The 16,903-nt window shown below is 29.7% G+C and carries 17 protein-coding genes; 12 read left to right on the plus strand and 5 right to left on the minus strand.

What is annotated here, in order from left to right; all coding sequences use genetic code 11:
- Nucleotides 1–283: 283 nt before the first annotated feature.
- From IC758_RS17000 to IC758_RS17020, 5 genes are all read left to right on the plus strand, one after another.
- Nucleotides 284–1,204, plus strand: coding sequence for an AraC family transcriptional regulator (locus tag IC758_RS17000; RefSeq protein ID WP_227433754.1), 921 nt, complete (start codon nt 284–286; stop codon nt 1,202–1,204).
- Nucleotides 1,205–1,294: 90 nt separating this feature from the next.
- Nucleotides 1,295–3,715, plus strand: a complete 2,421-nt coding sequence (locus tag IC758_RS17005; RefSeq protein WP_227860624.1) for an excinuclease ABC subunit UvrA — start codon at nt 1,295–1,297, stop codon at nt 3,713–3,715.
- Entirely contained in the window at nt 3,715–4,737 is a 1,023-nt protein-coding gene (locus tag IC758_RS17010) for a serine hydrolase domain-containing protein (protein ID WP_227860625.1), read from the plus strand. Before IC758_RS17005 ends, IC758_RS17010 begins: the two co-directional genes overlap by 1 nt.
- Nucleotides 4,738–4,839: 102 nt before the next feature.
- Nucleotides 4,840–5,586 (plus strand): MerR family transcriptional regulator, encoded by a 747-nt coding sequence (locus tag IC758_RS17015; protein ID WP_227860626.1) that lies wholly within the window; start codon nt 4,840–4,842, stop codon nt 5,584–5,586.
- An 85-nt stretch (nt 5,587–5,671) separates the two neighbouring features.
- Nucleotides 5,672–6,922, plus strand: a complete 1,251-nt coding sequence (locus IC758_RS17020) for an MFS transporter (protein WP_227835551.1) — start codon at nt 5,672–5,674, stop codon at nt 6,920–6,922.
- Between the two features lie 248 nt (nt 6,923–7,170).
- Here IC758_RS17020 and IC758_RS17025 read toward each other — a convergent pair whose 3' ends face one another.
- From IC758_RS17025 to IC758_RS17035, 3 genes are all read right to left on the minus strand, one after another.
- Complete coding sequence (locus IC758_RS17025) at nt 7,171–7,587, minus strand: DUF3795 domain-containing protein (RefSeq protein WP_227433750.1); 417 nt, start codon at nt 7,585–7,587, stop codon at nt 7,171–7,173.
- 238 nt (nt 7,588–7,825) lie between these two features.
- Nucleotides 7,826–8,131, minus strand: a complete 306-nt coding sequence (locus tag IC758_RS17030) for a response regulator (RefSeq protein ID WP_413927153.1) — start codon at nt 8,129–8,131, stop codon at nt 7,826–7,828.
- Between the two features lie 171 nt (nt 8,132–8,302).
- Nucleotides 8,303–8,953: a YidC/Oxa1 family membrane protein insertase gene (locus IC758_RS17035; protein WP_227433749.1), complete on the minus strand. Its 651-nt coding sequence runs from the start codon at nt 8,951–8,953 to the stop codon at nt 8,303–8,305.
- A 722-nt stretch (nt 8,954–9,675) separates the two neighbouring features.
- Here IC758_RS17035 and IC758_RS17040 point away from each other — a divergent pair.
- Nucleotides 9,676–10,269, plus strand: a complete 594-nt coding sequence (locus tag IC758_RS17040) for a nitroreductase family protein (RefSeq protein ID WP_227860627.1) — start codon at nt 9,676–9,678, stop codon at nt 10,267–10,269.
- Between the two features lie 105 nt (nt 10,270–10,374).
- Here IC758_RS17040 and IC758_RS17045 read toward each other — a convergent pair whose 3' ends face one another.
- On the minus strand, nt 10,375–11,778 hold the full coding sequence (locus IC758_RS17045) for an MATE family efflux transporter (RefSeq protein ID WP_227481893.1): 1,404 nt from the start codon (nt 11,776–11,778) through the stop codon (nt 10,375–10,377).
- Complete coding sequence (locus IC758_RS17050) at nt 11,762–12,223, minus strand: MarR family winged helix-turn-helix transcriptional regulator (protein WP_227433746.1); 462 nt, start codon at nt 12,221–12,223, stop codon at nt 11,762–11,764. Before IC758_RS17050 ends, IC758_RS17045 begins: the two co-directional genes overlap by 17 nt.
- Nucleotides 12,224–12,495: 272 nt before the next feature.
- Here IC758_RS17050 and IC758_RS17055 point away from each other — a divergent pair, with 272 nt between their 5' ends.
- The 6 genes from IC758_RS17055 (at nt 12,496) to IC758_RS17080 (ending at nt 16,543) form a co-directional block, all read left to right on the plus strand.
- Nucleotides 12,496–13,479 (plus strand): helix-turn-helix transcriptional regulator, encoded by a 984-nt coding sequence (locus tag IC758_RS17055; protein WP_227835548.1) that lies wholly within the window; start codon nt 12,496–12,498, stop codon nt 13,477–13,479.
- A 61-nt stretch (nt 13,480–13,540) separates the two neighbouring features.
- Complete coding sequence (locus tag IC758_RS17060; RefSeq protein ID WP_227860628.1) at nt 13,541–13,978, plus strand: DUF3795 domain-containing protein; 438 nt, start codon at nt 13,541–13,543, stop codon at nt 13,976–13,978.
- A gap of 7 nt (nt 13,979–13,985) precedes the next feature.
- Entirely contained in the window at nt 13,986–14,144 is a 159-nt protein-coding gene (locus tag IC758_RS17065) for a DUF1697 domain-containing protein (protein WP_227831545.1), read from the plus strand.
- Between the two features lie 684 nt (nt 14,145–14,828).
- A complete protein-coding gene (locus IC758_RS17070; protein ID WP_227433742.1) occupies nt 14,829–15,344 on the plus strand; it encodes a helix-turn-helix transcriptional regulator in 516 nt (171 codons plus the stop codon).
- A 48-nt stretch (nt 15,345–15,392) separates the two neighbouring features.
- Nucleotides 15,393–15,896, plus strand: a complete 504-nt coding sequence (locus tag IC758_RS17075) for a flavodoxin family protein (RefSeq protein WP_227860629.1) — start codon at nt 15,393–15,395, stop codon at nt 15,894–15,896.
- A complete protein-coding gene (locus IC758_RS17080; protein ID WP_227433740.1) occupies nt 15,893–16,543 on the plus strand; it encodes an NAD(P)H-dependent oxidoreductase in 651 nt (216 codons plus the stop codon). Before IC758_RS17075 ends, IC758_RS17080 begins: the two co-directional genes overlap by 4 nt.
- The last annotated feature ends 360 nt before the right edge of the window (nt 16,544–16,903 follow it).

Raw genomic sequence — 16,903 nt, forward strand, 5'->3', positions numbered from 1 at the left:
ACAACCCTACTAGATATTAAGTTTTTGTCTATGTTATAGTCTCTAACTTTATATAAATGTATAATCAAATATACAATCTAAAAATATATCACTATGTTATACTAAGTGTTACAAAGTAAGATAGAAATTCTCTTATAATATAAATTGTTGTTATATATAAGAAAAACTCCTAATAAAAAATCTATTTAACATTTTTTTACTTTAAATTTCACATACTCAACGCTTTATTTACTATAAATAAGGGTATTTAAAATATATATTTTTACAATAAGGAGGTATACTTATGACCGATTCCCAAATTAAAAAAGAATACTTACGTCGTATTTGCAAAGTACAAGACTACATAGAAGAGCATTTGTATGATTCTCTTTCTCTTGAAGAGCTTTCTAATATAGCAGGTTTTTCAAAGTTTCATTTTCATAGAATTTTCAAAGCAATAGAAAAAGAAACATTGTCACAGTATGTAAATAGGTTAAAACTAGAAGGAGCCACTTCTTTTCTTATTCATCGTACTGATATGACAGTTACTGATATTGCACATTATTTCGGTTTTACTGATTCCGCAGTTTTTTCGCGAGCCTTCAAAAATTATTATAAGATAAGCCCTATAAAATATAGAAACAATTATAGCAAGAATTGCAAAGAACCATATAAAATTTCTCAGTATAATAGACACATATCAAAACTTAAATCTAAAAATAAGAGAGAGGTTAAGGGAGAAATTGAAATCTTAGAACTTGATAATGTAAATACAGCTTATATTAGATACACTGGGTCATATGGAAATTTGGCCAGTCACTTTCCAAAGATTGTAGAAAAACTCTTTGATTATGCAAATGAGCAGAATCTAATTGAACTTGAAAAGACAAAGATATTAGCTATTTATCATGATAATCCTCAATTTACACAAGAACATCATTTGAGGACTAGTATTTGTATGACAATTCCAGATAATATTGTTGTCAAAGAAAATAGCGACCTTGGCAATATTACAATACCTTCTGGGAAATATCTGGTGGGACATTTTAGTATTTTTCAAGATGAATATAGTGATGCTTGGGATTTTATGTATAATGAATGGCTATCAAATGATGAACATAAACTACGTAATTCTTTTCCTTTTGAAGTATATCTTAATGACCCAAATAGTCACCCACAAAATAAACATATAGTTGATATATATTTACCTATAGAGCCTTTTTAATACTATGATTTCGCTTAACCTCTTCTTATATTAATGATTAAAACATACCAATTTTATAGTTTGATAAAATTAATAAAATGAGGTGAGTCAATGAAAGAAATAAAAATCAAAGGTGCAAAAATACATAACCTAAAAAATATAAATATCTCTATCCCCAAAAATAAGCTTGTAGTTGCAACAGGTGTTAGTGGTTCAGGTAAATCCAGTCTTATGTTCGATATTGTATTTGAGGAGGGGCGTAAACAGTACTTACAGTCCTTAGGCATACTTTCAGGCATTGATAATGAGAATAAATTTGACAATATTCAAGGATTAGCTCCTACTATAGCTGTTAAACAAAATATCATCCGTCAGAGTAATCCTCGTTCAACAGTAGGTACTAGAACCAATATTATTAGTATGCTTACACTATTATATGCAGGAGAAGGACAAGTAATATGTTCTGCGTGTAACACTCCTGTAGACAACAATCTTATTTGTAATAATTGTGGTAATAAAGAAGAACGCTTAAGACCAAGTTATTTCTCATATACCTCTTCAGATGGAATGTGTATGAAATGTTCTGGACGTGGAGCATACTTTGAGATTAATATTGAAAAACTTATCTTGGATAAGCGCACTACCCTAAAAAAAGTTTTGGATAGAGCCCAAATCACACCAGGATATTTGAGAGTGTTATCTAAGAAGTTCAAAGATTACTTAGATATACCATTCTTACAATTGCCTGAGGAAGTACAAAACGAGGTACTATATGGTCACTATGAAAATGGAAAACAAAGTTCTTCTTTAGCAAAAGTACTTCATGGTCGTCACCAAAGAGGTGAAGACTTAAATGGTATTTATAGAATGACTACTTGTTCTGAGTGCCATGGTTTTAAAATTGGTGAAGAAGCACGCCAAGTTTTATTAAATGGAAAGCATATTGGTGAACTTGGAAAGATGAGCATTTTAGAAGTTCATGAATTCCTAAAGTCATTATTGAATCAAGACAAACTAACTATTCTAGGTAAAAATTTAATAGCTGATATTTTAATTAAGACAAATAATCTAATAAAGGCACGACTAGGTCATCTGTCCTTATACAGAGAGATGTCAACTTTAAGTGGTGGAGAAATACAAAGGCTATTTTTAAATTCTCACCTTGATTCAGAGATGGACTCATTAATTTACGTACTTGACGAACCAACTGCGGGATTACATGAATCCGAAAAAATCGACATTCTAAAATCCATTAAAGATTTAAAAGATTTAGGTAACACTGTCATTGTAGTTGAACACGACAAAAATACAATTAATATGGCAGAACATATTATTGATATAGGGCCAAAAGCTGGTATTGAAGGTGGACAATTAATATATCAAGGAGATTTAGAAGGTCTACTTAAGTCAAATGAATCAATTACTGGACAATATATCTCAGGAAAATACTCCATGCCTACTAGAACATCATCTAAAAATATTACGGACATTGAAAAAATGCATTGTATAGTTGTTCAAAATGCAAGTACAAATAATCTTAAAAACGTTACTGCATCATTACCTTTAGGTGCTATGGTTGGAATAGCTGGAAAATCTGGTAGTGGAAAAAGTTCCCTTATATCAGATACATTACTCCCTCTTCTTAGAAGTTACTTCAACAATCAAGCAAGTAATAATAAAACCACTCTTAAAGAAAATGAAGTAAGTAATGAGGATGATTATACAATTGTAGAAACTATTGCTGATAAATTAAGTGGTACACAATATATCTCTGGATATTCAGAAATATCTCAAACTCCTATTGGTAGAAATATGAACTCAACTCCTGCCTCTTATATTGGGATATGGGATAAGATACGTCTTTTATTTGCAGGTCAACCAGAATCAATAAAACAAAATTTCACTGCTGGGCATTTTTCATTCAATTCAAAAGGTGCTTGTCCTAAGTGTAGTGGTAGTGGATATGAAAAAATCTGGTTGGGAAATAATTTAAGTATGGACAGTATATGTAATGAGTGTCATGGAAAAAGATTTAATGATGAATCCCTATCCATTAAATATAAGAATAAAAATATCTATGATGTCTTAAATATGAGTGTATCTGAAGCTGTTGTTTTTTTTGAAGATACTCCAAATATTGTTTCACACTTAAAAGTACTAGAACAAATTGGTATGGGTTATATAAAGCTAGGTCAACCTACCCCTACTTTAAGTGGTGGAGAATCTCAAAGAATCAAGCTTGCAAAAGAGATTGGTAAAAAACGAAAAGGCAATATACTCTATGTGTTGGATGAACCCACTACTGGTCTAAGTCTGTATGATACTGCTAAACTAATTCAATTGTTGGATGAATTAATCGAAAATGGAAATTCTGTAATTGTTGTTGAACATGATATAGAAGTTCTAAATACTTGTGACTGGATTATTGAACTTGGTCCAGAAGGAGGAGACAAAGGCGGATATCTCATTGCAGAGGGTTCTCCTCAACAACTAAAAGAAAACTCAAAGTCTATAACAGGGAGGTATTTATAATGGATAAAGGCTACTGCTTAGATTTGAAATTTGAAAATATAGACCCTTCAAGTGTTGGAATGGATTCAAAAAAACTTTCACAGCTTGAGCCTTTAATAATCTCACAATATAGCAATATAAACGCAATAATCATAGCGAGAAGAGGAAATATCGTCTTTGAAAAATATTATAATGGTTATAATGCTGACGATACTTTTCATGTTGCATCTGTCACAAAAAGTATCATATCAGCCCTAATTGGTATCGCAATAGACAAGGGTTATATAGAGGATGTTGAGCAAAAAGTTGTTGATTTTTTTCCTGAATATAATTGTAGCCCTGCTGATATATACAAAAAAGCAGTAACTATACGCCACTTGCTTACGATGACTGCACCATACCCTTTTAAAAATACAACTGAATCATTAGAGAGACTTTCTAAACAACGAGATTGGGTAAAATATGCCCTAAATCAACTTGGTCAAAACAAAAACATTGGAACTTTCAAATATTCTTCAGCTGGAGTTCACCTACTTTCAGCTATTATTACAAATACTACAGGAAAGTGTGCTCGTGAGTTTGCTAATGAACATCTATTCAAACCTATTGGTATGAGAGAAATACCCGATTATGATATAGAAAATTTTGATTTTGAAGATTTATTTGGAAAAAATCTTAAAGGTTGGGCAAAAGACAGGCAAGGTAATACTGCTGGTGGCTGGGGACTTACATTGAGTGCCAGAGATATGTTACGATTTGGTTCTCTGTATTTAAATGATGGTATTTGGAATAATAAATGTATTATATCTAAATCATGGATTGAAGAATCAACCAAAATGAATTCCAATGAGTATGGTTATCTATGGTGGCTATGTGAAGAAGATGGAACTCTTTGGTATTCAGCAATGGGAGCTGGAGGAAATGCCATCTGTTGTATACCAAAGTACGATTTGGTTATAGCAATACCATCTAAGATAGTTTTTAAACCTCGTGATAGATGGCAGCTTATTAAAAAACATATACTTACTTCTATAATAGAATAGTTGTATATGGAATGATTATAACAACCCTCCACTATAACACCAGACTTTCGTTTAGTGATATTATTGTTGATGCTATATACACACAAGAGGAGTTGAATATAAATGAATACCTACACAACATCAGAAATAGCAGATTTAATTGGTATACATCCTAATACAGTACGTTTATATGAAGAACTTGAACTAATACCTAAACCTAAGCGTAATCCTAATGGCTATCGTATTTTTAACGATTTTCATATAGAGCAATTTAAATTTGCTCGTACAGCCTTAAAAATTGAAGTTACACAAAGAGGATTGAGAAAAAATGCAATTGAGATTGTCAGAACATCAGCAAATAAAGATTTTGACAAAGCTATTTCTCTTGTTAGTCACTACTTACAACAATTAGAAATAGAAAAATCAAATGCTGAGGAAGCAATCAATATTGTTAAAGAAATTTTAAATGGAAACACACAAGAGACAGACAAGTTATTTTTAACTAGAAAAGAAACCTCAGAATACTTAAAGGTTACAATAGATACTTTAAGAAATTGGGAAATGAACGGGTTATTAAAAGTAAAAAGAAAGCAAAATGGTTATCGTGTATATACTGATGAAGATATAAAGCGCCTTAAAATTATTAATTCGTTACGCTCTGCAAACTATTCTCTTTCAGCTATTTTAAGAATGTTAAATGCTTTGTCTTGTAATCCCAATGCTAATATTAAAAATATTATTGATACTCCAAAAGACGATGATGAAATTATCTCAGTATGTGACAAATTGATAACCTCATTGAAAGAGGCGGAATACAACACAAAATCAATGAAATCTCATCTTCAAAGCATGAAAGAACAATTTTCTTAACCCTCCACTCTAACTCCATACTTTGATTTGTGTGTTATTCTTAAGAGCAAGAAAAATTAAACACACAAATCAAAGGAGGAATAGAATGGAAAACAAAAATACTCATTTTACATGGAAGCAAAAAATCCTTACCTTTTTAGTGAGCCAATATATTTCCCTATTTGGTTCATCACTTGTACAGATGGCAATGATATGGTATATCACACTTCAAACGTCATCAGGCATATGGGTAACAATCTTAACTGTATGCTCCTTCATACCACAAATGCTAATATCTTTTTTTGCAGGTGTATGGGCAGATTACTATAATCGAAAAATACTCATCATTGTATCTGATACTATAATCGCTGCTTCTACACTAATACTACTTATGCTTATGATGTCAGGAATTAAAGGAGAAAATGAATTAATCGCAATTGCTGTTGTATCTATTATTCGTTCTTTAGGAAGTGGTGTACAGACACCTGCTGTAAATGCACTGATTCCTCAACTTGTGCCAGAGGAACACTTAATGCGTTTTAATGGTATGAATGGCAGTCTTCAATCTATAGTTCAATTTATAGTTCCTATTGTATCCGCAGCAATTCTTGGTCTAGGAAATAAAATATCTCAAGTACTTTTAATTGATATTATTACTGCAATTATTGCTATTGTATTACTCTGCTTCATTAAAATACCTAAACATAATATAATAAAACAAACTGAAAAAGTATCATTTTTAACAGACATGATATCTGGAATAAAATACTCTTTTTCGGATAAATTTATTAGAAAAGTAGTTTTTACTTATGGCGCTTTCATTTTTCTTTGCGTACCATCAGGCTTTCTTATAGGATTATTGATTGAGCGTACATTTGGTAAGGGGTATATTTATCTATCTATTATTGAAATGATTGGCTTTTCAGGTATGGTTCTAGGTGGATTAGTTATAGGAATATTTGGTGGCTTTAAAAATCGAAATAAGACATTTTTCTTGGCAATGTTATCTTATGCTATCTTTTCTATTATTTTGGGGTCTGTTACACAAGCTTGGCAATTTTTCATATTCATGTTTTTTACCAGTTTTTCAATCCCAATTATTCAAGCAACAGCTATGACCATGTTGCAAGAACATGTAGTACCAGAAATGCAAGGTCGTGTATTGGGCTTACCTACTATTATATATACTGGTCTTATACCTCTTGGGATGATACTCTTTGGACCACTTGCTGATATGGTATCTATTAATTTCTTGATTATTGTTTCAGGTGTAATAATTGCATTTTTTGCTTTATCTATTCCTTATTCAGGACAATTTTATAAGCAAGGCATCTTTAAATCAAAAGAAATTAAATAATATGCTAAAGAAACTAAGTAATATACTAAAAAAATCAAGTAATACACTAAATAAACTAGGTAATATACTAGATAAATTTTAATTGTTCTATTTTGATTTTTATACATAATACACTAAGATAGTTTTAATCACTACAATAGTTTTAATTAACCTAGTTCAAATTTTATAGACCTCCGTTTCATTTACATATTCATTTTCATCAAGAATTAAATGAAACGGAGAAAAGCTATATGCCAATAAGGCTATTATTATTTTGATTCCTTTTTAGCATGACACTCAGAACATTCAGAGTCATGTAAAGAAATAATGCCACCACAATAAATACAAGTCCATTTTTTTAATTCTGCTTCCATCAAAGTAGTTATTCCAGACTCTTTAGCTAAAATATTATTTTTTATAAGGCTCTCTTCGTATCTTTTATTGTAACTTTTTTCCAAGTTTTTGACCAATTTGCATGGAAATTTTTCACATTCAAAACAGTATGTAATCTTTTCTATCTTTGTACACTCTTTTATATTACACTTTCTGCAATGTTCTGGTTTCCCCAAGTCACCTGCATAACATCCCTGACAAGGTTTCTTTGAATAACAATGTTTATAACAGACTTTACAGTTCATCCCACAGGGAGCAAACATAATATTTTCAATCTTATTGGGCATTTTCATAATACATTATTCCTTTCTATAATATTCTTAATTATTGAGTCTTCTTAATTCTTTAACTACTCTACTTCAACTACATTTAAGGCTTACATCTTCCCCACTATACCATGTTGAAAATAAAATATTTCTCCTATTCTTGATAAAAAGCTTCTCTATACTCCTAAATCTGTGATTATTGAAATCATGAAGTTTTTGAACAATCTTTTTATAAAAAATCATTTTAATGAGATACTCTCATACATCATAACATTTTATAATCATCAGCCCCATACTCATAGCCTTTTAATTTATCTTCTTCTTCACCTTTAGCTGTCAACATAATAATAGGTATATTAGTCATTTCACGTGAAACTCTACATACTGAGAATCCATCTAAATATGGCATCATAATATCCAATATCATTAAATCTATATCATTATTCTTCACTATTGTAAGTGCTTCTACTCCATCATCAGCAGTTATGCAAGTATATCCTCCTTTTTGCATATATTCTACAATGATATCTTGCATTCTTTTTTCATCTTCTACTACTAATATTTTAGCCATTATTATTTTATCATCTCAGTTTTTTAACTTTATTTTAGTTTATATTAATTTATTTTGTAACTATTTTTTAGAAAATAATATGTTTATAAAAATAACCTACCAATTTATAAAAATAGCCTGCCAACTTTGATTCATGTTGGCAGGCTAAGAATTTATAAAATACTTATTATATTATTTTAATACTAGTTTATTTTTTTGATTAAAATATATTCTAAAGCAAATCTCTTCAATTAATGCATAAATTGCACTTGTTATAAAATATAGACCTAGGGCTACTGGAGTTCTAACAGTTATTATAAGACTCGTTATAGTAGTCATTATAATCGTTTGTTTATTAAATGTTCTTTGAGAACTCACCTTAAAATATGGTATATAATTTATTAAATTTGGAGCTAGCATAGTTAATGTGTATATACAAGGTAGTATAAATAAATTATCAGCTGTATTTAAATTAGCAATCCAAGGAATTATAACTGTCGTAAATCCCTTTGGCATGTTTAAGCATACATGATACAGTGCATATATTACTGGCATTTGTAGTAAAATTGTGGAACACCCAATCATACTCTTCATACTTTCCACAGAGTGCATCTGTAGTTGCTTTTCAAGTTCTTTAGCATTATCCTTATATTTTTCTTTTATATGTTCCATCTTTTCTGCCAATTCTTGTTGTTTTTTCATAGAAAATCTTTGTTTTAATGACAATGGCATTAGCATCAACTTTACTATTAAAGTTATAAGTACTATTGCAATCCCAAAATCTCCTGTAAAACTAAATAATATATTTAATACCTCTTGTAGTATATTTGAAATGAAATCCATTCTATTCTCTCCTTTTATTTTAAATTCTTGAACTGTAATAGAATCATTTCAAATTAAAATATACTATAATACCTCCAAATATCATATTTTTGAAAAACAATATAATGCTTAGGCAATCTTTTTTCAGAATATGTAAATCTATTTATAAATATGTTTTTCCTTAAAACATATTTAATTTTATGATATAAGAGGTCTTTACAAAAGTAAATTATGCATCCAAGGATAGATACTAATAATGTCATATAAATTAGTATATATAACAGATTATCCATATCAAATCTCATTACATCACCTCATAAGTATTTATTTTTGTTTTTATGTTTATGTTTATATTTATGTTTAAATAATTATAGTATGTTAATCCCTTAATGTCAATATTTTTATACACTATCTATGCTATCCATCCACACCTAAAAGAGTGAGCTTTCTGCACTAGGTTGTAAATATACAAGTACTAATACCTTGATAAAGCTACATTAAATTTTCAGTGTTATTTTTACCAGAATTCTCATGTTCTACTTCTAAAGACAATGACTTTTTTCTAAATTAATGATAAAATAATTAAAACAATTCTTCTATATGTGAATATGTTTTTTGTAAACATAACGTAAATATATTTTATATAAATAGATTTTATCTAAATATATTTTTAAAACTAATATAATCTTTTAAATAAAAACCTTACTTGGAAAAATTAACAAAAATAAATGGAGGTTACTATAATGATAAGCAATTCTATATCGAAAAGACGTAGCATTAGAAAATATAAAAATCAAAATATTTCACATGAAACTATAGAAAAAATAATTGAAGCTGGAATAGATGCACCTTCATCTAAAAATAGACAACCATGGAAATTTATTGTTGTCACTGAAAAAGAAAAAGAATCTATGCTTAGAGCGATGAGCAAAGGTATTCAAAATGAAATTGATAACAATGGACTTCTTCCAGAAAGTCGTCAACATATTGCAGGAGCAAATTATACTGTTGAAATTATGAAACAAGCTCCCATAACAATTTTTATTTTAAACAAGTTGGGAAAGTCACCTTTAGAAAACTTATCTGCTGAAGAACGTTTTTATGAGATGGCAAACATACAATCAATTGGAGCTGCAATTCAAAATATGTCTCTTACAGCTGCAGAATTAGGTTTAGGTAGTCTTTGGATTTGTGATGTGTACTTTGCATATCGTGAATTATGTGAGTGGTTAGATACAGATAGTCAATTGGTTGCAGCAATATCGTTAGGTTATCCTGATGAACAACCAGCAAAAAGACCTAGATTAAAGTTAAATGATGTAACTAAATGGAGATAAATAACTATTTATAATTAAAATATGGTAAGTAAATTCAATAAAAACAATTTACTTACCATAAAAAATAATTTGATTACTATGCTGTTAGAACTATTGAAGATTATCTTATACCTCTACAATCTCCTTATGATTACTCACTACTTTATTTTGCTTTATAGTCAATGATTTCATTTCATGAACTGCAAAATATATACATACCATTGCAGCAGCGGCATCCGCTATTGGCCCCGCATACATTACTCCATCAATACCCATAAACATTGGTAAAATCACTATTAATGGAATTAAAAACAGAATCTGACGAGTCAAAGAAGTAAAAAGTCCCAGTACTGATTTTCCAATTGATGTAAAGAAAGTTGATGATACTATTTGAACACCATTTATAAATGTTAAGAACAAGAAAGTTCTAAAATAATGTTCTGCAAATATAAAGTAAGTTTCATTCCCATTACCAAATATAGATGTAATTTGTCGTGGGAAGAATTGGAAGCATAAGAATGCAATAACAGATATAACAGTTGCACTTCCTACTGCTAACTTATATGCTTCTTTTACACGATTATATTTTTCAGCTCCATAATTGTATCCTATAATTGGTTGCATCCCTTGTGATATACCAATAATTATAGATATAAAAATCATATTTACTTTAATAATGATACCAACACAAGCAAGTGGAATTTCACTTCCATAAACTGACCTAGCTCCGTAATATGCCAACGTATTATTCATAACTATTTGTGTTACAGTCATTGCTAATTGGTTAAAACATGAACTTGAACCTAGCGCAAATATATGTTTATAAATTATACTTTCTAATTTAAAACTTTTCTTATGTAGTTTAATATGTTGAAAATTCATTACATAATAAACACTAAAGCCAAAAGATATAAGTTGACCAATAACAGTAGCTAAAGCAGACCCAGCAATTCCCATATCAAGCACAAATATGAATAGTGGATTTAAAATTGTGTTAATAACTGCTCCTACCAACATACAAAACATAGAAGCTTTTGGTTTTCCATCAGCAAGTATCAACTTACTCATTCCAGTAGACATTATAAGAAATGGCAATCCAATTGATGTAATCTTTGTGTATGTGTGTGCATAAGGTAATATTTCTGATGTGGAACCAAAGAATTTCAATAGTGGTGTTAAAAATATTGATACTATTATAAACAAACTTATTCCAAAGATAGCCATTAGACAAATAGAATTTCCCGCTGATTTTGTAGCTTTTTCTGAATTTTTAGCACCTAATTCTAATGAGCACTTAGATGCTCCACCAATACCTAATAATAAAGCAATTGCAGTACATATTGTTGTTAGTGGAAAGCTAACATTTGTAGCAGCATTACCTAACACTCCAACACCTTGCCCGATAAAAATTTGGTCAACTATGTTATATAACGCACTTACTAACATTGCTATAATGCTAGGTATTGCATACTTAGTCAATAATTTTGAAACTTTCTCATACTCCAATGGTTCTTTATATTTTTCTTCCATCTTCCTTCGCCTCCAATTTTGCTTCTTCATTCATATCAATAGCTATAAAAGCAGTCTTTTTTAACATTGACATGAACAACTCTTGCTCTTCTTTTTTAAATGAACTTAACAATTCCTCTACATATCCATTCGTTATTTTTATTATTTCATCATAACATGCCAAAGATTTTTCTGTAGGATACAGATGCCATGTTCTTTTATCTTTAACACTTGGTTCTCTAGTGATAAACCCTTCTTTTTCTAGGTTTGCCAAAGCTCTTGTTATATTACTAGGATTTACAAGAATTCTTTTAAATATAGTATCCTGTGTAATACCTGGATTACTACATATGTGTAATACATAAAAATATTGGCTATTATTAATTCCAATATCAGCCAATTTCCTATCAATATAGTTTGCGTTATATCTATTTATAATGGAAACCCATTTTAATAGCTCTCTCATGTTCTCTCCTTAATATTGTTATTTATATTTTTGTTGCGAGCGCAACAATCTATTTGCTCATGCAATTATTTTACTGCTAAATTTACACTTTGTCAATAGTTCCTAATTCTTAATTCCTTTTAAGCTGTCATGTCAATGTGACATAATATAGTAAATTAGACAAGATGCAAATCCACAGAATTAAAATTAAATGACAACAAGTAAAATCAAGCCATAACTTCTCTATTTCGTTATAATGAATGTAGGGTAATTGAAACGAGGTGAATAGTTAAATGTATGAGTGGCAACAACAAATTCAGATAATCATTGACGAGATTGACAAATGTATTAAAAATTACAACGGCGAAGTCTTAACGTTACGCTTTCTTTCTCGCAAATTAGGATATTCTGAATTTTATACAACGAAAAAATTCAAAGAAATATCGGGTATGCAGTTTAGAGATTACTTGCGGAATAGAAAATTAGCCTTTGCATTAAAAGAGGTTAGGGACAGTGATAAGAGTCTATTGGACATTGCTTTTGATTATGGATTTTCATCACATGAAGCTTTTACCAGAGCTTTCAAAAGAACTTATGGTGTAACACCAAGTGAATATCGAAAAAATCCTAAGCCAGTCGTTCTTCGTACAAAAATAACCCCTTTTGACCGCTACTTTTTAGGATTAGGAGAAATAGGAATGATTAAATCAACAGATGGTGTCAAGATTTATTTTGCAACCATACCTGCACATAAATTTTTGTACATTAAAAACAATGAAAGTAACGGGTATTGGGATTTTTGGAGAAAACAAAACCTTATTCTAGGACAGGACCACGAAACAATTTGTGGTTTGCTCGACAGCATCAAGGGTAAATTGGATGATGATGGTGGAAGCGAAGCTAACTGTGGAAGTGGTCAGATTATGGCTTATATAAACAGTCCAGATGGCAGGCTCTGCGATTGGGGTATTCTCCGTACAGAGTGTTGGGGCGTACGACTTCCTTTTGATTATAAAGGGGAACTTCCGCCACAAATGCTTATGATTGATATTCCTGAAGCCGAGTATATCATCTTTGAACATGGTCCATTTAATTATGAACAGGAAAATTGTAGTGTTGAAGAAAAGATTGAAATGGCTATGGCAACTTTTGATTACATTGGTAAGGGTTACTGTCCTGATATTACCCCTGGAAGAATCATGTACTTTTATTATAACCCAGACCAGTATTTTAAGTACATTAGACCTGTGAAAAAGATGTACGCCTATCCACTGTAAAATCCAAACTAAGTAGATAAGACGTACTCGATAAAATAAAATTTAAGGAGGAAAATTAAAAATGACTAAGTCTATTTGCGGAGTTGATTGTAGGAAATGCGAATTGAGTAACACTTGTAACGGATGTGATGAAACGAAAGGTCATCCTTTTGGTTCAGAGTGCTTGGTTGCATTATGTTTGAAAGAAGGTAAAGATGCTCTATACAAATTCAAAAAGAATTTGATTGCAGCATTTAATGCACTTAATATACAAGATATGGAAGAAGTCACAGAACTTAATGCACTGAAAGGCTCTTTCATTAACATTGAATATAGCTTGCCAAAAGGGCAGCTTGTAAAGTTTTGGGACGATAATAAAATTTACTTTGGAAATCAGCTTAGCAAAAAAGACAGTGACAGATATTATGGAATTATTGCTGATGAAAAATATCTCATGGTATCTGAGTATAGCGTTTATGATTCTGATGCTGAAATTGTAGTATTTAAGCGTTGGGTGTAAATGCAAATTGAAAGTTGAAGCAAAGATTATTTATAATAGATGGAGGTTCTTTAAGTTGGAAAAATATATTGCTCTTTTTCGTGTCATAAACATTAGTGGTAAAAACAAAGTGTCAATGCCATTATTAAAGGTGGCATTTGAAGGTATGGGATTTTTTGAATGTTAGCACCTATATCAATAGCGGAAATGTTCTTTTTCCAGTGAAAGCAACGATAAAAGTGAATGCCAGCACTACAAAAAAATTATTTTTGTTATCCAGCAAGTAAATCTATTATGGGCATAACATGGAGTTCCCAAATTTCAGTTTATCTTTATCATTGACTGACTAGAAAATTTGAAATTGACTAGAAGGTTATAACTGGATGGAAGTAGTTAAATTTGCAAAAAAACAGCTATACGAAAGCATCTGGAGCTATGACAATACCATAAAAGGTTAATAATCTAACGTCGTCATTTGTACAAAACTAAGAAAAAAATAGAGACTGACTCAGACAATCCACAATATATTGGCTGTTTGGGGTGTTGGCTATAAATTCAGCGAATAAAAACCGCAGATTGTATATAATTCACTAATTAGTGAATTATATACAATCTGCGGTTTTGTGCACTATTCAAATAATTTATATGCTTTTAATCATATTATCATATCAAAGTTCTTATGTAAGTGGTAAATTCAACTCTTAAAACTTAAGATATTGATAATAAACCTAGTGTTTAAGCGATAATCTGTATTTCTGTTTAAAACTTAATTTAAAAACATATTGACAGTCTACCCATTATTTGTAATAATTAATATATCAAAACGATATATAACTAAACAATATATACATAAACGATATTAGGAGGCACTATGTTAGAATACATTATTTTAGGATTTCTGATGGAAAAAGAATTAAGTGGATATGATTTAAAACAAAAGATGTCACAAAGTACTTCATACTTTTTTGATGCTAGTTTTGGTAGTATTTATCCTGCGCTTAAAAGATTAGAAGAAAAAGATTATATCTACTATCGCGAAGTTATAGATGGGGGCAAATTAAAAAAACTATATTCCATAACTGATATAGGGAAATCATACTTTCTCGAGTGGTTAGAAAAACCAATTAAATTTTCTAAGACAAAGCATAACCACCTTGTTAACATATTTTTTTATGAGTACTTACCTAAAGAAATAATTGAAACAAACTTAAAAATGTTGATAGCTGAAATTGAATTACTTTTAAATAAATTAGATGCACAAAAAACTGAGGTAGAACAAAATTGTTGTATTGACCAATACACATGTATGTATTTCACAATGATTTATGGCGTTGACTATTATAGTTTTGTAATTAATTGGTGTAATGATTTATTAAAAAAATTGTAGGATAGAATTATAAAAGTCAACCTACATAATATAAAGGGGGTAAAATTTATGAGACTTTTAATACATGATTTAACTGAAAAAGATTTAGATAATTTATTACCTAAACTTGATAACAATATAAAAATACTTTCAAACACTGAAGAAATCCACAAGTGTATTGGTTGTTTTGGTTGTTGGATTAAAACACCTACTACATGTGTCATAAAAGACTATTACAGAAATATGGGTAAATTGATAGCTGATTCTGATGAACTTATTATAATAAGTAGATGTTGTTACGGTGGATTTAGCCCATTTATTAAGAATATACTTGATAGAAGTATAAGCTATCTCCTTCCATACTTTGTAATAAAGAATAATGAAATGCATCATAAAAATAGATATGAAAAACAGATAAATTTAAAGGCTTTATTCTATGGGGATTGTATTACAGATACTGAAAAAGACACTGCTACTAATCTAGTACGTGCAAATGCTGTAAATCTCAATATGAAGGAACATTCTGTTTCATTTTTTAAAAATCCACAAGATGTAAGAGGTGAATCTTTATGAATATAGTAATGATAAATGGAAGCCCAAAAGTAAAAGAAAATAATTCACAATACTTTTTATCTGAAGTAGAAAAACTTATACAAAAGGATAATGACATTCTCACATTTAAAATAGACAATGTATCTAAATATCCTAAAGCTATTGAAGCCATACTTACTTGTGATAGGTTAATAATTGCATTTCCTCTTTATGTAGATGGCATTCCTTCTCATTTAATTCGTTTTTTAGAGGAATGTGAAGAATGTGCGAAGAAACTAAATAAAAAATCTATTCCAGTATATGCAATAGTTAACTGTGGATTCTATGAAGGGAAACAAACTCATTTAGCAATTCAAATGATAGAAAATTGGTGTAAAAGGGTTAACTTTACATGGGTTCAAGGGATAGGAATTGGTGGAGGAGAAATGCTAGGTTCATTACAATCTACTCCTTTAGGTAAAGGTCCCAAAAAAAGCTTAGGAACTTCATTAGGAGAACTATCAAAGAATATACTTAGTAACAACATAGATAGTAACACTTCTAGTAAAGATAATATTTTTATATCACCTAACTTTCCTAGATTTCTATTTAAATCTATGTCTAATTATCATTGGACTCCTCAAGGTAAATCAAATGGACTGACTAAAAGTGATATATTAAGAAAATAAAAAATTAATATTAAAATAAATTTTATTTAGATTATTAAAATAACATTTTTATTTTAAATTTTTCAGATAAAAAACAAAAACATAATATCAAAAATGGCTGTCACATGAGTAAATTATTTTTTCTGTGACAGTTATTTTTTAATTATCTCAATAAGTAAATTTTTAATTGTTCTATACAAATAAATTAAATACGTTATTTTAAACCCAGAAATCTACCCTAGCTTACAAGTTCTTTTCTATATCTATTATTCTAATATTTTTTCATGATTCTAGAACTTCTATAATTTTGTCTCCTCTAATATGTATTTGGACACGATTAATATTCCAATGGTTTGTCAAGTATTTTTATTTTTATGTACA

The organism is Clostridioides sp. ES-W-0016-02 (assembly GCF_020641035.1).
In the GTDB taxonomy this organism is placed as follows: Bacteria; Bacillota; Clostridia; order Peptostreptococcales; family Peptostreptococcaceae; genus Clostridioides.